Raw genomic sequence first — 18,117 nt, forward strand, 5'->3', positions numbered from 1 at the left:
AAAAGGGAAATCATTCCTCAACGCGAGGTGCGAGCAGGAATACGAGCTTTCCTTCGTCCCTAATAAGGTACTCCATCTGGAGGGGCATCTCGTTTCCGAAGCGGAGGATGACCTCATCGGCCTTGCCTATGCCCTTAATCATGTCGCTGAGGTAACTGATGCCGTAGGCACTTCTGGTCTCCTCCTCGACCTCAAGGTCGAGTAAGCCCTCGTCCTCAAGGGTGAGCTTAATCTCCACCTCTTGAGTTTCGCCCTCAGCCTTCATTATGAACTCGTTCTCTGTTGCGATGAACTTTATAGCGTCGCTAACGAGTGAGGCATCTTTAACGGCCTCCTTGAGAACCTCTCCAAGGACGACGACCTTGGCCGTGAACGGAAGCTCCGGGAGTTCGAGCTCGAGCTCCTCAACGTCTATGAGCGGAAGGCGGAAGGTTCTCTTGGCTGTACCCTCGAAGGTTATTTCGAGGAAGTTCTCGTCGCCCTTCCTGAGGATGAGTGTGTCCTTGGCCTTTCCGCGCTTGAGTATCTTCTTGAACTGGTCCATGTTGATTCCAACGGTTTCTGGTTCCTCGACCTCGTACTTTGAGAATATGCTTTCCGGCAGGTTGAGGTCTATTAGGACAACCCTGCTTGGGTCCATGGCGCGCATGCTTATTCCTTCCTCTGTAAACTTGAAGGCGGCCTCGTCAATAAGGTTGCTAGCGGTCGCGATGAGGTCGGCAAACTCCTTGGCACCGTCAAAAACGACTTCAAACGGCATTTTCATCCCTCCAGTATTTTAAGCATGAGCCTAACCCTTTCTTTCCCACGGAATAAATAAGCTTTTCCGTTGTCGGTATCTGGTATTCTAAGGTATGCCTCCTCAAGCTCCCTAAGGGCCTTTTTTGCGAGTCTGATTAAGGTTTCTCTCTCAAGCTCGTTCACTCGTAGGCCCTCCACACGTAGCCACACTTGGTGCATTTATAGAATATCGTGCTCGGCTCATCTCCAGCCCTCGTCTGCATCTCCCACCAGTAGGCGGTATCGTTACCACACTTCGGACAGGTTACCTTCGTTGTCGGCAACGTCTTGACGTCCTGCTCAATAACGACTATTTCCTCATCAGGCTTGTGCTCGACTTTCTGGGTTATTCTTGTTTTAGCTCTGTCTTTTTCCTCATCAAAGGGCTCTTCATAGCCACAAACCCTACAAACCCAAACCTTTCTCTTCCTATCAGGGAGCATAAGGTTACCGCATTTGGGACAGAACTTCATAGACACCACCTCTCCAGCCGGGGGTTGGGTATGTGGGAGGAGAATAAAAAGTTTTGCCAGCATCCAAAAGAATTCTCGGATTTATTCCTTAATGTAAAATTCGACACTGACCGAAAGTGTCCTGTCCCTTGTTGATATACTCTTTACTATTTTATAGTGCCCGGGCGAAAGTCTGAGTTTGGTCAAATCTATCTTCTGGCTCCAGCTCTTTCCCGGCTCGAGCTGGACAGCTGACTGTATGAACATGATGTCGAGTTTTACCTTAACCCACTTACCGTTTTCCTCCCGGTAGAGCTCGAAGGGGTAGCCAACGGTCACGGTTTCGTTGCCATTGTTGACAACCGTTAATGTCATAGTATCTGTTGGGGAGTAGCTTTCCCTGTTGAGCTTCAGCTGGATAGGGGCATTTTTATCAAGGGAAGCCTCAGCCGAACCACTCGGCCCGAGAAACACATAACCCCCGACCAGGACTGCGATTATTAAAACCGCAAGCGCGACCCTTTTCATGGATACCACCAAAACAACTAATTGTCTAAGTAATTAACGCTTTCGTTCACTTCAACGTGATTTGAAGGGTTGATTTAAGATGAATGATTTGAGTTTCTTATTCCAGCCCCCTGATTTAACCCGCTTATTTTACGCGCACGGCTACGGTGCCCGGCGGGGGTGCGCGGTGAATGAAGGCCAGGCACCGCTGGAAACGGCTACAGAAGCCAGCTTATAACCTTTTCTTCAAAAAAATCCAACAAAAAAACTTCAGTCTTGCAAAGTGCACAACGTAGAAGGGGTAAAAAGTGGAGAGAAACCAATCACTCCCTGAGCGGGAGCCCATGGTCGAAGGAGTAGTAGACCTTCTGGAACTCGGCGCGGAAGCCATAGACGTCGCGCCTGACCTTGGCAGGATCCTCCCTGTCGATGAGGACGCGCCTGATGAAGTGGGCAATCTCCTTCATGTCATCCTCAAACATTCCAACGCGGGTCATCTCCTGGACGCCTATCCTGAGACCGCTTGGCTCGTTGACCTTCTCAAGCGGGTCCCACGGCAGGAGGTTCTTGTTGAGGATTATGCCCGCTTCCTCCAAGAGGGGAGCCGCCCAGCCACCGGCCGCTGGATGGAGGTCTGAGACATCAACTATTACCTGGTGGCTCTCGGTGTAGCCCTTGTCCTCGCCTATGACTTTAAAGCCCTCCTCAGCGAGAGCCTCGGCGAGGGCCTTTGCGTTCTTGACTATCTGTTCTGCATACTTCTCACCGTATTCGAGCATCTCGGCCGCGGTGAGGGTCTTTCCTGCCATGTGGTGGAGGTGGTGGTTGCTTAAAACGCCAGGGAAGATGGCCCACTGGAGCTTGGCTATCTCCTCCGTCTCGCCGAAGCGCTTGTAGATAATCACACCGCCCTGCGGTCCCGGGAAGGTCTTGTGGGTTGAGGCCGTGATTATGTCTGCTCCTTCCCTGAGCGGGTCCTGGAACTGCTTGCCGGCTATAAGGCCAAGGACGTGGGCGCCGTCGTACATGACGTAGGCACCAACCTCCTTCGCAACGGGCGCGAGCTCCTTGACCGGGTGCGGGAACGGGAAGAGAGAACCACCGAAGACGACTATCTTTGGCTCAAGCTCGCGGATGAGCTTCTCGGCCTTGTCAACGTCAATGTTGAACTCTTCGTTATCGAAGGGCCAGGTGTGAACCTCCAAACCGCGCATTCCAGCGGCACCGAAGGGCATGTGGCTTATATGACCACCGTGGCTAGTGTGCAGAACGATTGCCTTGTCCCCTGGCTGGGTTAGGCCGAAGAAGACTGCCTGGTTGGCGTTGGTTCCGGAAATCGGCCTGAGGTCGGCGAAATCGCTCTGGAAGAGCTTGGTGAAGAGTTCGACACCAATAAGCTCAACCTCGTCAACGTACTTACAGCCCTGATAATAGCGTTGCTTCGGCCAGCCTTCAGCGTATTTGTGCATGAATCCGCTCGCTACAGCTCTGGTGACGGTCGGAGAAGTCACGTTTTCGCTCGCTATGAGGTTTATCGTGTGGGCCCTCCAGTGCTCGTGGTCCTCAATAAAGTTCAGAACCTTGTCGCGGTATTCACGGTAGCTCATCGTGGACACCTCGGTTGTGCTTCGAACGATGGGGATATAAACCTTACCACACCTGTGCACACGTGCAGAGTTGTGCATTATCGTATTCGATGGGTTCTTAAACCGAGACCAAGAGGTACCCCTCATGATTGCCGGCAGGGTCGAAGGACTCAGTGATGACGGACTGGGAATCGTAAGGGCCAAAAAGAAGCCAGTTTTCATTCCATTCACTTATCCCGGGGATTATGTGGAAGTTCACGGCACAAAGAGGCGCTTTGGAAGGTTACTAGCGAGGGACTTCGCCCTGCTTGAACACTCGCCGTTACGGCAGAGGCCAAGGTGCCTGCACTTCGGGAAGTGCGGGGGCTGTCTCTGGCAGGGGCTTAAATACGGGGCTCAGCTTAAACTTAAGGGCGAACTTTTCGAGCGAATCACGGGGATAAACGCACCTATTAAAGGCTCACCAAAAATCTGGGGCTTCCGCAACGTGAGCAACTTCATAGTCACAACCGAAGGAATCGGACTCAAGGAGTACGGAAACCCTCTCGGAGTCGTTGATTTAAAGGAGTGCCCGGTCTTCTCGAAGAGAACGCCGGAATACCTCCGCTCCCTCACGGGTTTTCTAAGGGAAACTGGCCTGAGCCCGTGGAACCTGAGAGCAAAAAGCGGTGAAGTCCACTACATCCAGGTGAGAGAGGGCAAGTTCACGGGCGAGGTTATGGTGAACCTTATTGCCCATGTCGAACCTTCGAGAGAAGTTAGGGAGGCTTTCAAGGACTACTTTTCCTTCGCTACCTCCCTCTACTGGAGCCTGAAGGCAGATGAGAGGGATGACCCCCGCGGTGAGGCGACGCTAGTGAAAGGAAAGCCCTACATACGCGAGCACATCCGGGACGTCACTTACCTGATACATCTCAATTCCTTCTTCCAGACTAACAGCTACGCCTTACCTCTCCTCCTTAAGGCCGTTGAAGGCTTTACCGGTGGGGAGAAGGTCCTTGACCTTTACTCTGGCGTTGGGACGTTTGGGGTCTACTTGGCGAAGAGGGGCTTTAGAGTTGAGGGGATAGAAATCAACCCCTTCGCCGTTGAGATGGCCAACGAAAACGCCCGAATTAACGATGTCAGTGCAACCTTTAAGGTCGGAAGGGCCGAGGAGACACCAATAGGGGACTATGATACTGTAATCGTTGACCCACCGAGAAAAGGACTCAAAGAGGTTGCAGAACTCCTCGTAAAGAGCGGGATTGAGAAAATCGTTTACGTCTCCTGCAACCCGAAAGCCTTCAAACTCGACTACGGGAGGCATCTGAAAAAGGCCTACCGCATTGAAAACGCCCTCCTCATTGACATGTTCCCCCATACGCCACACGTTGAGGCAGTGGTTGAGCTCCGCAGACGGTTAGGTTTTTAAAATCCTCACTACTACTCACGCTGGTAGAATTTCGCGGTCTTTGGCAGGAAGAAGAAGTTAAAATTCATAGATGGAATCCATCACGGAAGTCATCTAGATACCGTCTGCGTATCCCAGAAGAGAGGACTAGAACTCATTGAGGACGCCATCATCGGAAAGTATCCGACTAAAAGTGTCGAATTCGAAAAGAAAAAGCTCTTTGGAAGGGAGAGAGTTGCCTACGAGGTCGTAGACATCCCCCTTGTCTGCGGATTGGTTCTAAGGGTTGTGAAGCGTGAGACGAGCCGGTGACGGCGTTTCCCGTTCTGAAGGGAACGGAGGTCGAGTTCGCAGTTGAGAACGTCCTGGAGTGGAGAAAGTGGCCCGAGGCCGACGTCTCCGAGATAGTTCTAAACGAGCACTCCCCGGCGGTCGTTTTCTACGCAATGGACTACATAGAGCGGAAGGAGGCATACCTCAACTCCGAAAAACTCCACGTCAAGCTGGCGTTTTTTGCCTATACCGGAGCGGCGGAGGAGTTAAAGCAGGAGACGGCGAAACTACCCGATGGCAAGGACGTCGTCATTGACCTCAACGAGGCCGAAATACTTCTCCCTGCATCCGTAAGCGTTCAGGGCGCGTTCATAGACGATTACGTGATGACCGTCCATGTCCTTGAGCTTGAGGAAGTCGAAACGCCCTGTGGCGATGGCTACGTGATGCTCCTAAGCAACGAGCCCATCGGGAAGCTTAGGGCCTTCGCGCTGAAGGAAAACCTAAAGGGAGAAATCGAAAAAGGAACGAGTCTAAAGCTCGCCGGATGGCTCCAGGGCGGGCTTTAACTTTATCATCAATCAAAGTCCCATATTGTTCTTCCCTTGTAGAACAGCATCACGTAGCCACAGTTTTTGCAAATCACAATCTTGACTTTATGGGCGGTGAAGCCCCACTTGCTGTCGAGCTTACCCTCTTCAACTTGAAACTCCGTTCCACCGCAGAGGGGACAGACCAACCGGCGCCTTTCCACAATTCTCACCACTCAAAGTTAGAAAAAAGAGTATAAAAATCTATCGGAATCAAACCGCCCTCCAGAACGGGTCTTCTTTCGCCTTGACCTTTGCCGTCATCTTCAGGGCCTTTATATCCGTCTCCTCCAGCTCGTCCCTGAGCTGTTTGAGGAGCACTATGACGTCGTTCTTGCTGAGGTCAACGTAGAGGGTCTCACCGGGGTGGATGTGCCTGCCGACGATTGCCCCTTCAATCGCTATCGCAACCGCGTCGCCCTTCTTGGCCTCCTGAACGAAGTCGTTCTTGTTCTTGATTGACTTAATCACGCCGACTTTTTCACCAGTTTCTTTGATGAGTGTAACTCCCGGCCTTATCCTGCCCTCAAGGACTTCAACACCAACTATCGCTGGCTTGCTCCTCCTGAAGACATAGCGCTCGTCGGGGTAGAGCCTGATAACTCCGGGGAATGTAACGTTCTTCAAAAGCTCGCGCTTCCGCTTTTCTTCCTCGGCTTTAACCCATGCCTCATAATCCTCGATGAGCTTGTAGATGACGTTGCCGACGAAGATTGGAACGCCCTTGGCCTTCGCTACTTCCTCGGCGTCTTCGTTAACCTTCACGTTAAAGCCCAGAACGACACCGTACTTCGGTTCTTCCTCCCTAACGCTCAAGGCCTCCATCACGTCGGTCTTGCTTATGTTTCCAACGTCTGCCTTCCTTATCGGAATCCCCTTCTCCTGCAGTTCCTTGCTCAGGGCCTCAAGGCTTCCAAGCGTGTCGGCCTTGACGATGACGCCGACTTTTCCGGTGTTTATGACGACGCTCTGTATCTGGTTAAGGATTTCTTGCTTGGCCTTCTTTATCTCCTCCTCGCTCCTCGCGGCTATGACGGGTGAACCGGCTAAGGCCTCCTCAAGGTCGGGGGCAGCTATCTTGACACCGGCAGCGGCTGTGACCTCATCAACTTGGTCGAAGCGGAACCTCGGGTCCCTAATCTCGTCAAGGGGCTTCGGCTTAAGGAGTGCGCGGATTTTCGTTACTATGGCCTTGTCTTTTCCACCGACAACTATAGTGTCATCCTTTCTCAGCGTTCCGTCGTAGATGATAACATCTATCGTCGTTCCAAGGCCGAGCTCCTCTCTCACTTCGAGTATTGTACCCCTCGCAGGGCCGTCAACTTCTATCTTGAGCTTCTCCTCAAGGTATTTCTGGCTCAGTCCCGCAATGAGCACGAGAAGTTCCGGGATTCCAATACCGTACTTTGCCGAAATCGGGACTATGGCGAGTTCCCTCGTAAAGTTCTGAACTCTGTCAAAGCGGTTCGCCTGAAAGCCTAGCTCGTAGAACTTTCCTATCAGCTCCCAGAGCTTGGTTTCGAGCTCTTGAACTGCCCTCTGGTCCTGCTTCTTGATGTTCACCAAAAACGGCTCGTCTTCCTCAACGACCCAGCCCTTAATCCTGTCTATCTTGTTGGCGGCAACTATGAATGGGGTTTTGTAGCGCCTGAGTATTTCTATGCTCTCTATCGTCTGGGGCTGGAAGCCCTCGTTGATATCAACTACCAGAACAGCTAAATCCGCCAGGCTTCCTCCCCTAGCCCTCAAACTCGTGAATGCCTCGTGACCGGGGGTGTCTATGAAGAGCAAACCGGGGAGCTTTATCTCGCCCTTCCAGAGCTTTATGAGGGGACCAGCGAGTTGCTTGACGACGTCAATCGGGACCTCTGTCGCGCCTATATGTTGCGTTATTCCCCCGGCTTCCTTGCTAGCCACGTTAGTTTTTCTTATTCTGTCGAGCAATGTCGTCTTACCGTGGTCAACGTGACCGAGAACCGCTATAATAGGCTGTCTAATCCTCTTGGCCATTTCCATCACCTAAGCTTTAGCTCAAGCCAGGCCTTTTAAAGGGTTCGTCTACTAACCCCTGGGGAAATCGGGAAGAAACAGGAAGAAAAGCCTAACGTTCCATACAATCCATGCTGTCCAGATACTCCTTTCTGGCCCTGGAGTGGGTGTGGTAGAACCAGTCTGAAGCTTTACAGTACTCAAAGAGTTCCTCGGGCTTGAAGTAGAGACTTATCTCCCTCTCAGCGCTTTCCGGACTGTCGGAGGCGTGGATAACGTTGTATATTGCATCACCGACGTCGAGGCCGTAGTCGCCCCTTATGCTCCCTGGTTCGGCATCCTTGGGGTCAGTCGCCCCCGCCATCTTCCTGACGACGCTTATCGCATAACGTCCTTCAACGACCATGACCACGCTCGGAGCCTTGGTTATGTAATCTATCAGAGCCTCGAAGAAGGGCTTGCCCCTGTGCTCCTCGTAGTGCTTTTCAGCCAACTCGCGGTCAATCCATATCATCTTCATTCCCACAATTTTGAGGCCTCTTTTTTCAAAACGGCTTATGATTTCGCCCATCAGTCCACGGACAACCGCGTCGGGCTTCAGAATAACGAGGGTTCTCTCTATCTGTTTGTCCGCCATCGGCAACACCAGTTGTAGAATGGGGAATGTAGTTAATAGGTTTTTTGGAGTCCATGAGAAGAGGCACAAACGAAGGGAAAAGAAAGAAATATCAGCCAACTTTTACGTACCATGTAACTCCGCCCCAGGTCTCGTGAGTATCCCAACCACTGTAATATTGGAACATTGCTTGGAACTTTACGTTTACTATAGCATGCCATTGTCCATTGTGAAGCACGTTCTGGCTCACGCTCCCTTCCGATGCAACGTTTGTCTTGAAGGAATACTTAGCATCATCAGAGTCTGTATTAAACTTCAAGAGCCACGTGGCTTTTTTAGTGTATCTATCAATTGCAGGGAGCATTTTAGAGTCAGGTATCGTCACGGTAAACGTGACGGCAGGAGGGTATCCTATAGTAACCTGAATGGTACTGTGTCCACCTAAGGATTCCACCGGGTCAGCTTCTCCTAGCTTGGGATTAAGATTATGTTCAAGGTTCCAGTTGTGAATTATTTTGGCGGATTTAGTTACATAATATTTGTAGTTCTCATCCTCCCCAACTTCCCATAGACCATATCCAGGGTCTATTTCGTATCTTCCTCCCCCACTTTTGTCTGGGGCAACCAAAAAGTACTCCCTGTTGGGATCGTTGTCATTCCAGAGACCATACATATAGAACTTTGCATAGATGTTTCCATAGGGCGGGTCGTTGACTTCAATCTTTACTGGGCCGAAATTGTGCCAGTATGGGGAGCTTTCTCCTGTGTATGTCCTAACGTTTCCATTGCTATCAACGCTTTTCGCTTCCCAGCTCGGAGGAAGGCCAGCATCCTTGCCGAGGGGGATGTTCTCCCCAAAGGTGGGCCTTTTCACTGCCCATTTTGAGAGTTTCTCCCTGAGCATCAATGAGGTTAGTGGATACCCCTTCCTTGAGGCTATTATATATACGCTAACCCTCCCGTCCTTTGCCACCTTTATTCCGTATCCATAGAGAGCGAAGCTAGGTGGAATATCTGGAACAGCATAGACGTGCCACTTCGCCTTTGGAGCGCTCTTCAAAACGAACTCCTGAACAGCTTTCTGAACATTCTTAACGTCCAGCGGAAGGCCATTCGGGGTGTAGAGGAGAAGGGTTGTGTAGTTGTTGCCCGGAATCCTCTGAACCGCTGGGGTTACGTACTGAACGTTGCCCCCGGTTGGATAAGCAGATGCCAAAAACAGACTTCCAACCAAGACTCCGAGTACAAACCATACCACTTTCTGTCGCATCCGACCCCCCCAACGGGGTTGTCAAGTGAAACTAACTGGCTTTTAGTATTTAAGTATTTCGTTCTCTCAAAATTAAGGATTCACAAAAGTACTCATTGAATTAAAATTACTAAGAAAAGAAAGAAATCACTTTTTCTTAGCCCTCTGAAGTCTGGCCTCCTGAAAGGCCTTGGTCCACTTGAGCTTTCTTGGATTTCTGCCCATGAAGTAGAGCTTCTCGCACTTGCTGGAGCAGAAGAACAGGACTCTTCCGTCGTTTCTGACGAACATTTTTCCTGTCCCTGGCTCGAACTCCCTTCCACAGTAGGAGCAGACGTTCCAGCGGGCCATCTTCAACGCCTCCTCCTGATTTCTCTCGCCTCTCTTTCGGTCTCCCTGAGGATGACTATATCACCAACGCGAACGGGGCCCTTAACGTTCCTCCTGATAACGCGCCCCTTATCGCGCCCCTCGAGGATTCTGACCTTAACCTGAGTAACGCCACCGGTGACACCTGTCCTGCCAACGATTTCAATAACCTCGGCGGGGTAACCTTCGTCGCTCATACCTCACACCTCGTAAAGACTCGCGGGATGAACCTTAAACCTTTCGTGATAAGGAAGGAAAAGGAGCTCACTTCATGAGCTCCTTAACCTTTGTGGCAATCTCCTCAACGAGCTCGCGGGCCTTGCCGGGCTCGATGATGGCGACGCTGGCGGCCGGGACCTCTATACCAGCCGCGGCGCCGAGTTCCTTCTTGCTCGGAACGTAGATGTACGGAATCTCCTTCTCCTCACAGAGCGGGGGAAGGTGGGCAACTATCTCCTCGGGGTCAACGTCCTCAGCAATTATAACGAGCTTGGCCTGGCCCCTCTCAACGGCCTTCGTTGTTTCGTTGGTTCCCTTCCTTATCCTTCCGGTGTCCCTGGCTATCTCAACGGCTTCGAGAGCCTTTTCGGCAAGCTCCTGAGGAACTTCAAACTTCACGTAGCTCGGCTTCGCCATCTTTCATCCCTCCGAAACCTCATCGTTCATCCGGTTTTGCGAGGGGAGTTTGGGGGAGAATTTAAAAGGGTTTCGCTACTTTACCTTTCGCAACACGAACTCGCAGTGTTCGGCACCCATCGCCTCGCATTTGGTCTCTTCGCCCTCCCAGTGCTCGCCCGTGAATTCTGTGAGGAATTGAGCCAGGGCTCCTGCATAGTTAGGATGGAGCGGGTAGGGATACCCCCTTCCGCTCGGGAAGAGGTCGATGCCCCGGATTATAACGACTGAGTCCGAAAGCTCAACGAGTTCGAGTTTTCCGCCACCGCTTGCCATCGTAAACTTAAACAGGTCTTCAAGGGCTTCTTTAATGTCTGTGCTGTGTCTCTTGGAGTATTCGCCATATCCGATGAATTGCTTTTTACCCCATACATAAAGGAGTTCCTTACCCTTTTCAAACTCAAGGAAGTCGTAAACGGTCTCAATTAAGCTTCTCTCTGTCTCTTCCTCTCTTATTTGAATTCTATGTGTTTTTAGGTCCTTTATCCATATTGTTCCGTTTTTCCCTGCTTGAAGTTGGGCTTTAAGCCCTTCTAGGCTCTGATAGAGTTCCTTTTTTAGCCTTATTCCCCTGTTCGTTCTTATGTATGAAAACCTCGGTTCTATAACCCTAAGTGGTTTAGGTGAGCGTTTAATCTCAACTACCTCACGGGATACCTCGATGACGTAATCAAAGGGAATCAGAATCGTGGCAAGGCTTGATTTGTCAAATACATCCGCATAAAGGGCAACAAAGGTAAACTTTCCAAGAGATTTAACTGAATTTGTTAGTCTAACAATAGCTTTTATGTAACTTTTCGGGTTAGATTGTAGAGTGTACTGTGAAGTTAAATCGTCGATTACTAAAATGTCGTAATTGCCTTTCTGGAGTTTTTCTTTTATGATGGCCGTTGTTATACCAAGGTCGAGGGGATTAGGGAGTATGTTCTCCCCGCTCTGGACGGTTTGCCCGTAGAGGTTAGAGTAGCCGTCGAGTATAGTGAGCGAATCATTAAGAAACGGTCTGTAGTCTATGCCGTGGTTTTTGAGTTCCTTGAGAAGGGTTGGAGGTGGTTGCCTGAAATCAACTATCAACACCTTTTTACCAGCCTTGAGGGCCTCCATGACTGCCTGATGCATGAGGATGATGTTGTCGTATTCGATTGAGCCAACGAATGCAATGCTCGAACCTTCCTCAACACCACCCCCGAGAACCTCGTCGAGTTGTCTCACTCCCAGTGATAGCATTTTATCACCATCTACTCCTTTACACGTCGTTTTTATAACCTTTGCGTGTAGTACGACGTGCATTAAAAAATGAACATAAAGGTTCAAAATAATTACCATGAGAAAGCAGGCGGAGCGGTATCAGTAGCGGCCAAGCTCATCATCCCGTCGGTCAGGAAAGTAAAAAGCTCATCACTTGGAAATTAGGTGGTCTCCTTTCCATAGCCCCTGTAAAGCTCAAGGCTCCTCCTCGCTCTGGCGCGCGGTATGTGGTGCCCCATGATGGCAACTATCCTGTCGGCTTTGGCTTTCCCGTGGTGGAGCATCTTGTTCTCCGTCTTAATCTTCTCGATTTTGAATGTGTAACCACCAACTTCAACGACCTCCCCAATCGCGAACTCCTCGTCCCGCGGAACCTTAACGCGGAAGGACTGGGTGATTCCCCTCGGGAGGTAGATTGACACCTTGATGACCCTCGGGTAGGTTAGACTCTCGCCCCAGAGGGTTTTTATCTCCTCAACTCTGGCCTTGTTGGCTCTCTTTCCGCCTTCAAGCTCAATCCCGGTAATCCTGACTTCATCGTCTTCAGTCTCAACGATGTCACCAACCCTGATTTCTTCCCTCTCAGGCAGTTCCGTCTCGCTCTTGAAGCTCACCTCGTGCTTGCTCACTATTAGCGGGACCTTAACGAGCTTTGGAAGGGTCACGTGCCAGACGTTACCGCATTCGTTACAGCGTAGGGTTAGCTCCCTTCCGCGCTCTTTAATGACCTCAACGTCATCACTACCGCACTCAGGACAGATGAAGTACTCCTCCATTTTCCTCACCGATGGGAGAAAAGGAAGGGAGTTTATAAAGGTGCCCTACGATGCTAAAGCTGGCTTCCCTCCTCTGGGTTTTTAATCTTCAACAGCGGGCAGACCTCCATGCACTCCCTACAGTGAACGCAGGAATCCCAGTCCACCACTATCTTCTTGCTCCTCCCGTCTATGCTCAGCGCGTTTTCGGGGCATTTTCCAACGCAGACGCCACAGCCGACGCACTCGTAGGCCCTCTTAACCAGATAGTAGGCGCTCCATGCCTCCTCCTCGTTCGGCGCTCTGGCTTTCCTCGTCCCGGTGAGGAACTCGACCGCTCCAGCTTTAACGACGTCTCCCTCAACGGTAACTTCGCCGAGGATTGGGGCGACCTCAAGGAGGCGTTTTTTGTTGAGGATTGTGTTGAACTCCAGCTCGTAACCCTCTGGCGTTTCCCTTATCTCAACTCTAACCGGCTCCCATGAGCGCTCCTCCAGAATCTCAACGCCGAGTTTTCTAGCTATGGCCTTTTCGCCCTTGCTGAGCTTCTTCCAGCGCCAGAATCCGTGGGTAATCCACTCCTTCGGAAGGTTAAAGCGCTTTCTCCAGTAGTCCAGGGCTTCAAACCACTTCTCCCACAGTTCGGGCTTTTCTCTCTTGAGCCTCTCGAATTCCGCCAGAGAAGCGCTTGGACAGAGGAAACAGCCTATCCTGTCAAAACCCCTCTCGTAGAGCGGGTTGTAGGGGAGCTTCCTGCTGAAGATGTAGAGCCACACCTCTATCGCTCTCCAGTGGAATATAGGGGATGCCCCAATCTCGTTGGGCACCCACTCATTCCTCCAGACCCTCGGTTGCTTGAAACGCTTTATGCTCTCGTACTTCCTCTGGCCAACGAACATTAAGACGCCTTTGGGGTAGTTCTCCTTTATGGCGAGGGTTATCGGGCCGAGCTTTGTAACCTTACAGCACCAGCGGTAGTCCCTTCCCGGTGGCGAGAAAACGTACAAAGCCCTCCAGAAGGCATCTCCTGCATCCGCAACGACGAACTTTATCCCCTTTGGCTCTAGCTCCTTTTTCAGCTCTTCCACGTACTCAACAGTCTCAGGAAACTCTATTCCCGTGTTGTTAAAAAAGACGGTAAAGCCATTTCCAAATTCCTCCAAGGCGAGCCCTAGAACTGCTAGGCTGTCCTTTCCGCCGGAGAATGCAACCGCCACCGGAAGGTCGGAGTATTTTTCAGAAACGCGCCTCATGAACTCCCTAGCCTTTACAACTTTCTCCTCGAGGGCTATGCTGTTTGCCCTCAGGACATCCTCCATGCTCGCTTTTCTTCCTTCGCGGTACCTAACGGTCTTCTGTCTCTTCGGCTTAACCCCAGTCCCACGCTCGCCCTTAATTAGAGCTTTGTAGTCCTTCTTTGCTATTCCTGTGGCGAAGACCTCGCCGTCCTCAGAAACGAGGATTACCTCGTCGTTTATCCTTATGCTGGAATCAGCTTCGAGAACGCCAACTGCCAGAAGGTTTGCTCCCCTTTTTATCGGCTCCACCGCGCCTTTGTCAACGATAACCCACTTTTTCATTTTCTTCCCGTAGAGCTTCCAAAGGGCAATGGCGCCTTCGACCTTCAAACCGGCCCTCCATTTAAGTTCAACGGGGTCGAACTTAACGTAGCCGAAGATATAACCGTCTACGATTATCTCATAGGCCTCATCCTCGCTTGGAAGCTTGTTGAGGAGGACGACCTTTCCGTCGAGGACTTTCCCGATATCAACGCCGAAGTGCTCCCTGAAAACCTCCCTGATAAACCCCAAATCCCTCTCGAAGGCGAACCTCAAATCACCTGGTGGCGTTACATCGAGACGGAATATGCTCTCTTTCCCGTGTATTGCGCAGGAATCCCCGATAAGCGGGACGTTGCACTTCTCGCACCAGTTTATGTAAGCCTTACCGAGGAACACCGGCCTTCCCATGTTCTCACCAGAGGCGACATGAGGTTATTCATTTATAAACTCGGCGATGTTTCGATACCCATTTAAGGGCCGACACTTTCAATTCTATGGTGGGTCTAAATGACACGCAAGCTCTACTACGAAGATGCCTACCTGAAGGAGGCAAAGGCAAAGGTCGCAGAAATCCGGAAGGGTGCCTTGCTCCTCGATCAGACGATATTCTATCCCACTGGGGGTGGCCAGCCCCACGACAAGGGCTGGATAAACGGCGTCGAGGTTCTCGACGTTTATAAGGACGATACCGGAAATGTGTGGCACGTGGTAGCTGAACCCGAGAAGTTCAAGGTTGGGGACGAGGTTGAGCTCAAGATTGACTGGGACTACAGGTACAGGCTCATGAGAATCCACAGTGCCCTTCACCTCCTTGAGCATGTCCTCAACGAGGTTCTGCCCGGGAAGTGGGAACTCTACGGTAGTGGAATGAGTGCCGAGAAAGGTCGGTACGACATCCTCTACCCGGAGAACGTTAACCAGTGGAAGGAGCAGATTATAGAAACCTTCAACCGCTACGTTGACGAGGGCGGTGAGATGAAGATATGGTGGGAAGGAGAGACGCGCTATACCCAGATAAGAGACTTTGAGGTAATCCCCTGCGGTGGAACCCACGTGAAGGACATAAGGGAGATAGGGCACATCAAAAAGTTCAAGCGCTCCAGCCTCGGAAGGGGAAAGCAGAGGCTTGAAATCTGGCTGGAATGAAATCATTTCACTCTGAACCTTAGGAGTGCCGCGAGACCGCCCAGAGCCTTTAGTTTTTCTCCCCCCTCATGCTCTGAACTTACGACGACAACTTCGCCCCTTGAATACCTGACCGCGTCCATTAGTTCCTCGATTTTCTCCCTGTGGTCACCTTTGAGAAGTTCATCGAGAACCAGAAGAGTCTCAACGGCACCGTAGTTAATGGCCTCCTCCACCTCCCTGAGACCGTACGTTGCCAGACCGTTGTTTTTTGCAACGCTTTCAAGAACCTTCTCGACGAGCTGGACCTCCTTCGCAACGCGGTTCTCGTGGTAAACCTTGTCCACGGTCCCGCGTTTTATGACCTCGTAGATACCGGTTCTTCCGGTTACGCTGGTGTCTTCAACGACGACTTTCTTCGCCAAATCCGGGTAGTTCTCGCTAAGGAACTTGTAGAAGTCCTCCTTAACGAAGCCGGGACCTGCGACAATTGCCTTCTCGACCCTTTCCCTCTCGATGAGCTCCTCCATCTTCCTCGCCAGGTCGTGGAAAAACCTCTTCTCCTCGCTTTCCCTGTCGGTGTTGTAGCGCTTCCCCCCGAGGTTCCGCCTTATGCTCGCCACCATCTCGACGCCGTATTCCCTTACGAGGGCTATGTCTGCCTCGCCATCGTCAACGACAACTATCATTACCTTGGCCCTCTTGGAGGCTTCTACTGCTTCCTTAAGCCTCTCGATGTGGTGCTCCTTCCAGCGGGGCTTTTGGATTGTTACAACCGTGCCCTCTTCGATTGTTATGGTGTGGTACTTGCCAAGGGGAACGTCGTCCCTGCTGGCGTAGACAATCGGTCCGGTTACGCGGACCTGATTGGCGAACTTGTGGAAGTTTATCTTCTCAGCCTTAACCCCGAGGTAAACGGGGACAACCTCCACTTTTTCGGCCCTTAGAGAGTCAGTTCGCTGGGCCTTCTTTCTCAGGGTCTTGGCGTAGACGACATCACCCGGGTCTATGATGTGGTAGAGGTGCCACAGGTCGTCCAGTGTTTCGGCCTTTACCTTGACGATGCCCTCCTTGGGCTTCTCCTCAATTATCTGCACCTTCTCACCCCTGACTGACTTGGGGAGAAGAATTTAAAGGTTACCAGCCCTCTTCAAAGCGGATTCCCAGGCTTTCCATGAACGCTTTCGCGCGCTCTATCTCCTCTTCGCTTTCGCCGAATATTATCAGTCCGATGTACTTCCCGAAGCCCTTCGGCGAGGAGTGAATCCTGACCTTAAAGCGCTTCAGCGTTTCGTTAAGTATCGGGGCGAGCTTGCTCTCGTCGGTTATCTCCGCCAGAAGCTTCCTCTGTATGAACTTCCTCTCGCCGAGCCTCGGGAGAACTTCCTTTTCAAGCATTGCCTTCATCTCCCTTGGCATTCCGGGGAGAACGAATATTTTGACACCCTCATGCTCGATGTAAGCCCCGGGAGCGGCCCCTTCGGTGTTCTCCAACGGCTGGGCCCCCTCAGGAAGGTATGCCATCTTTTTGCGGGCCTCGTTGAGTTCGGGGTCATCTATGAGACCCTTTTCGTAAAGCTCGCGGTAGAAACTCTTAATCCTCTCAAGACACTTCTCGCAAAGGGCGAGCTCCCTTCCAAGGGCTTCGGCGACGGCCAGCATAGTAACGTCGTCGTGTGTTGGTCCGAGTCCACCGTTTATCACAAGGACTTCGGGTTTTCTGCTTAGGATTTCCCTGACGACGGTTTTAATTTCCCCAACGTCGTCTCCAACGGTTGTTTTCCTCCTCACCCAGTAGCCCTTCTCAGTAAGTTTCTTCGCTATAACAGCGGAATTGCTGTCAACTGTGTTTCCAGTAAGGAGTTCGTCGCCTATTGTCAGTACCTCGGCGAACATGTCCACCACCGATTGAAGTTTAGCGGTGAACGTTATAACTCCAGCGGTAGAAGGTTTGCAGGAGAGTGTTAAAATTCACTCAGCTAAAACCACTTTTCACCACGAGTGAAAACAACGCTTAAGTATTTTACAGCTATAAAACTCCTGGTGGTTGCCATGGCGAAGGTAAAGGTGGGAATCAACGGGTACGGAACGATAGGAAAGCGAGTCGCTTACGCCGTAACCCGGCAGGACGATATGGAGCTCATCGGTGTAACCAAAACCAAGCCGGACTTTGAGGCTTACCGCGCAAGAGAGCTTGGAATTCCAGTTTACACCGCGAGCGAAGACTTTCTCCCGCGCTTTGAAAAGGCCGGCTTCGAAGTTGCCGGAACCCTAAACGACCTCCTTGAGAAGGTGGACGTGATAGTTGATGCCACCCCAGGCGGAATGGGAGAGAAGAACAAGTCCCTCTACGAGAAGGCGGGCGTTAAGGCCGTTTTCCAGGGCGGTGAGAAGGCGAGCGTTGCAGAGGTTTCCTTCGTGGCCCAGGCCAACTACGAGAAGGCCCTCGGTAAGGACTACGTCAGGGTCGTTTCGTGCAACACGACCGGTTTAACCAGAACACTCAGCGCGATTCAGGAGTACGTAGACTACGTTTACGCCGTGATGATAAGAAGAGCCGCCGACCCGAACGACACGAAGCGCGGGCCGATAAACGCCATAACGCCGAGCGTTACCGTTCCGTCTCACCACGGACCCGATGTCCAGACGGTAATCCCGATAAACATTGAGACTTCCGCGTTCGTTGTCCCCACCACGCTCATGCACGTTCACAGCATCATGGTGGAACTTAAGAAGCCGATAACCGAGAAAGATGTAATTGATATCTTTGAGAACACTACGCGCGTTCTTCTTTTCGAGAAGGAGAAGGGCTTCGACAGCACGGCACAGCTCATAGAGTTCGCCAGGGATTTACACCGTGAGTGGAACAACCTCTACGAGATAGCGGTCTGGAAGGAGAGCGTAAGTGTGAGAGGAAACAGGCTCTTCTACATTCAAGCAGTGCACCA

21 protein-coding genes are annotated in these 18,117 nt (G+C 51.4%); 4 read left to right on the forward strand and 17 right to left on the reverse strand.

Features of this window, described 5'->3' with window-relative positions; genetic code table 11:
• Positions 1-10 precede the first annotated feature (10 nt).
• The 5 genes from F7B33_RS07065 to glyA form a co-directional block, all read right to left on the reverse strand.
• Positions 11-760 (reverse strand): DNA polymerase sliding clamp, encoded by a 750-nt coding sequence (locus tag F7B33_RS07065; RefSeq protein WP_297062996.1) that lies wholly within the window; start codon positions 758-760, stop codon positions 11-13.
• Between the two features lie 2 nt (positions 761-762).
• The gene (locus tag F7B33_RS07070) at positions 763-924 is read right to left on the reverse strand and encodes a hypothetical protein (protein ID WP_297062998.1); all 162 of its coding nucleotides are present in this window, start codon (positions 922-924) and stop codon (positions 763-765) included.
• Complete coding sequence (locus tag F7B33_RS07075; RefSeq protein WP_297063009.1) at positions 921-1,253, reverse strand: transcription factor S; 333 nt, start codon at positions 1,251-1,253, stop codon at positions 921-923. Before F7B33_RS07075 ends, F7B33_RS07070 begins: the two co-directional genes overlap by 4 nt.
• Positions 1,254-1,334: 81 nt before the next feature.
• On the reverse strand, positions 1,335-1,760 hold the full coding sequence (locus F7B33_RS07080) for an immunoglobulin-like domain-containing protein (protein ID WP_297073957.1): 426 nt from the start codon (positions 1,758-1,760) through the stop codon (positions 1,335-1,337).
• Between the two features lie 302 nt (positions 1,761-2,062).
• Positions 2,063-3,346 carry a serine hydroxymethyltransferase gene (glyA, locus tag F7B33_RS07085; protein ID WP_297063000.1) on the reverse strand — a complete coding sequence of 428 codons (1,284 nt, stop codon included), beginning with the start codon at positions 3,344-3,346 and terminating at the stop codon, positions 2,063-2,065.
• A gap of 124 nt (positions 3,347-3,470) precedes the next feature.
• Between glyA and rlmD the strand changes: the two genes are divergently transcribed.
• Both rlmD and F7B33_RS07095 read left to right on the forward strand, forming a co-directional pair.
• Entirely contained in the window at positions 3,471-4,739 is a 1,269-nt protein-coding gene (gene rlmD, locus F7B33_RS07090; protein ID WP_297073948.1) for a 23S rRNA (uracil(1939)-C(5))-methyltransferase RlmD, read from the forward strand.
• 287 nt (positions 4,740-5,026) lie between these two features.
• Entirely contained in the window at positions 5,027-5,560 is a 534-nt protein-coding gene (locus tag F7B33_RS07095; protein ID WP_297073949.1) for a hypothetical protein, read from the forward strand.
• A gap of 8 nt (positions 5,561-5,568) precedes the next feature.
• Here F7B33_RS07095 and F7B33_RS07100 read toward each other — a convergent pair whose 3' ends face one another.
• The 10 genes from F7B33_RS07100 to F7B33_RS07145 form a co-directional block, all read right to left on the reverse strand.
• Positions 5,569-5,754 carry a hypothetical protein gene (locus tag F7B33_RS07100; RefSeq protein WP_297063013.1) on the reverse strand — a complete coding sequence of 62 codons (186 nt, stop codon included), beginning with the start codon at positions 5,752-5,754 and terminating at the stop codon, positions 5,569-5,571.
• A gap of 40 nt (positions 5,755-5,794) precedes the next feature.
• Positions 5,795-7,597, reverse strand: a complete 1,803-nt coding sequence (gene infB / locus F7B33_RS07105) for a translation initiation factor IF-2 (protein ID WP_297063006.1) — start codon at positions 7,595-7,597, stop codon at positions 5,795-5,797.
• Positions 7,598-7,682: 85 nt separating this feature from the next.
• Complete coding sequence (ndk, locus tag F7B33_RS07110) at positions 7,683-8,207, reverse strand: nucleoside-diphosphate kinase (protein WP_297063012.1); 525 nt, start codon at positions 8,205-8,207, stop codon at positions 7,683-7,685.
• A 91-nt stretch (positions 8,208-8,298) separates the two neighbouring features.
• Positions 8,299-9,456, reverse strand: a complete 1,158-nt coding sequence (locus tag F7B33_RS07115; RefSeq protein ID WP_297063008.1) for a hypothetical protein — start codon at positions 9,454-9,456, stop codon at positions 8,299-8,301.
• A 126-nt stretch (positions 9,457-9,582) separates the two neighbouring features.
• The gene (locus tag F7B33_RS07120) at positions 9,583-9,786 is read right to left on the reverse strand and encodes a 50S ribosomal protein L24e (protein ID WP_297073950.1); all 204 of its coding nucleotides are present in this window, start codon (positions 9,784-9,786) and stop codon (positions 9,583-9,585) included.
• Positions 9,787-9,788: 2 nt separating this feature from the next.
• Positions 9,789-10,001: a 30S ribosomal protein S28e gene (locus tag F7B33_RS07125; protein ID WP_011250261.1), complete on the reverse strand. Its 213-nt coding sequence runs from the start codon at positions 9,999-10,001 to the stop codon at positions 9,789-9,791.
• Positions 10,002-10,068: 67 nt separating this feature from the next.
• Positions 10,069-10,440 carry a 50S ribosomal protein L7Ae gene (gene rpl7ae, locus F7B33_RS07130; protein WP_297064341.1) on the reverse strand — a complete coding sequence of 124 codons (372 nt, stop codon included), beginning with the start codon at positions 10,438-10,440 and terminating at the stop codon, positions 10,069-10,071.
• 75 nt (positions 10,441-10,515) lie between these two features.
• Positions 10,516-11,706, reverse strand: a complete 1,191-nt coding sequence (locus F7B33_RS07135; RefSeq protein WP_297073951.1) for a V4R domain-containing protein — start codon at positions 11,704-11,706, stop codon at positions 10,516-10,518.
• Positions 11,707-11,888: 182 nt separating this feature from the next.
• On the reverse strand, positions 11,889-12,503 hold the full coding sequence (locus tag F7B33_RS07140) for an HVO_0476 family zinc finger protein (RefSeq protein WP_297073958.1): 615 nt from the start codon (positions 12,501-12,503) through the stop codon (positions 11,889-11,891).
• Positions 12,504-12,556: 53 nt separating this feature from the next.
• Entirely contained in the window at positions 12,557-14,452 is a 1,896-nt protein-coding gene (locus F7B33_RS07145; protein WP_297073952.1) for a phosphoadenosine phosphosulfate reductase family protein, read from the reverse strand.
• 99 nt (positions 14,453-14,551) lie between these two features.
• Here F7B33_RS07145 and F7B33_RS07150 point away from each other — a divergent pair, with 99 nt between their 5' ends.
• Positions 14,552-15,190 carry an alanyl-tRNA editing protein gene (locus F7B33_RS07150; RefSeq protein WP_297073953.1) on the forward strand — a complete coding sequence of 213 codons (639 nt, stop codon included), beginning with the start codon at positions 14,552-14,554 and terminating at the stop codon, positions 15,188-15,190.
• A 2-nt stretch (positions 15,191-15,192) separates the two neighbouring features.
• Here F7B33_RS07150 and F7B33_RS07155 read toward each other — a convergent pair whose 3' ends face one another.
• Together F7B33_RS07155 and F7B33_RS07160 are read right to left on the reverse strand one after the other, a co-directional pair.
• Positions 15,193-16,266 (reverse strand): mRNA surveillance protein pelota, encoded by a 1,074-nt coding sequence (locus tag F7B33_RS07155; protein ID WP_297073954.1) that lies wholly within the window; start codon positions 16,264-16,266, stop codon positions 15,193-15,195.
• A gap of 40 nt (positions 16,267-16,306) precedes the next feature.
• The gene (locus tag F7B33_RS07160; protein ID WP_297073956.1) at positions 16,307-17,065 is read right to left on the reverse strand and encodes a molybdopterin-binding protein; all 759 of its coding nucleotides are present in this window, start codon (positions 17,063-17,065) and stop codon (positions 16,307-16,309) included.
• A gap of 156 nt (positions 17,066-17,221) precedes the next feature.
• Between F7B33_RS07160 and F7B33_RS07165 the strand changes: the two genes are divergently transcribed.
• The coding region (locus F7B33_RS07165; RefSeq protein WP_297073960.1) for a phosphorylating glyceraldehyde-3-phosphate dehydrogenase at positions 17,222-18,117 on the forward strand (896 nt) is incomplete at its 3' end.

This window comes from Thermococcus sp., from assembly GCF_015523185.1.
In the GTDB taxonomy this organism is placed as follows: Archaea; Methanobacteriota_B; Thermococci; order Thermococcales; family Thermococcaceae; genus Thermococcus.

Coding starts and splice junctions, on each gene's coding strand:
- F7B33_RS07145 (WP_297073952.1), bottom strand. CDS start 14,452: ATGGGAAGGCCGGTGTTCCTCGGTAAGGCTTACATAAACTGGTGCGAG.
- infB (WP_297063006.1), bottom strand. CDS start 7,597: ATGGAAATGGCCAAGAGGATTAGACAGCCTATTATAGCGGTTCTCGGT.
- ndk (WP_297063012.1), bottom strand. CDS start 8,207: ATGGCGGACAAACAGATAGAGAGAACCCTCGTTATTCTGAAGCCCGAC.
- F7B33_RS07075 (WP_297063009.1), bottom strand. CDS start 1,253: ATGAAGTTCTGTCCCAAATGCGGTAACCTTATGCTCCCTGATAGGAAG.
- rpl7ae (WP_297064341.1), bottom strand. CDS start 10,440: ATGGCGAAGCCGAGCTACGTGAAGTTTGAAGTTCCTCAGGAGCTTGCC.
- F7B33_RS07140 (WP_297073958.1), bottom strand. CDS start 12,503: ATGGAGGAGTACTTCATCTGTCCTGAGTGCGGTAGTGATGACGTTGAG.
- F7B33_RS07135 (WP_297073951.1), bottom strand. CDS start 11,706: ATGCTATCACTGGGAGTGAGACAACTCGACGAGGTTCTCGGGGGTGGT.
- F7B33_RS07080 (WP_297073957.1), bottom strand. CDS start 1,760: ATGAAAAGGGTCGCGCTTGCGGTTTTAATAATCGCAGTCCTGGTCGGG.
- F7B33_RS07125 (WP_011250261.1), bottom strand. CDS start 10,001: ATGAGCGACGAAGGTTACCCCGCCGAGGTTATTGAAATCGTTGGCAGG.
- rlmD (WP_297073948.1), top strand. CDS start 3,471: ATGATTGCCGGCAGGGTCGAAGGACTCAGTGATGACGGACTGGGAATC.
- F7B33_RS07115 (WP_297063008.1), bottom strand. CDS start 9,456: ATGCGACAGAAAGTGGTATGGTTTGTACTCGGAGTCTTGGTTGGAAGT.
- glyA (WP_297063000.1), bottom strand. CDS start 3,346: ATGAGCTACCGTGAATACCGCGACAAGGTTCTGAACTTTATTGAGGAC.
- F7B33_RS07160 (WP_297073956.1), bottom strand. CDS start 17,065: ATGTTCGCCGAGGTACTGACAATAGGCGACGAACTCCTTACTGGAAAC.
- F7B33_RS07120 (WP_297073950.1), bottom strand. CDS start 9,786: ATGGCCCGCTGGAACGTCTGCTCCTACTGTGGAAGGGAGTTCGAGCCA.
- F7B33_RS07065 (WP_297062996.1), bottom strand. CDS start 760: ATGCCGTTTGAAGTCGTTTTTGACGGTGCCAAGGAGTTTGCCGACCTC.
- F7B33_RS07150 (WP_297073953.1), top strand. CDS start 14,552: ATGACACGCAAGCTCTACTACGAAGATGCCTACCTGAAGGAGGCAAAG.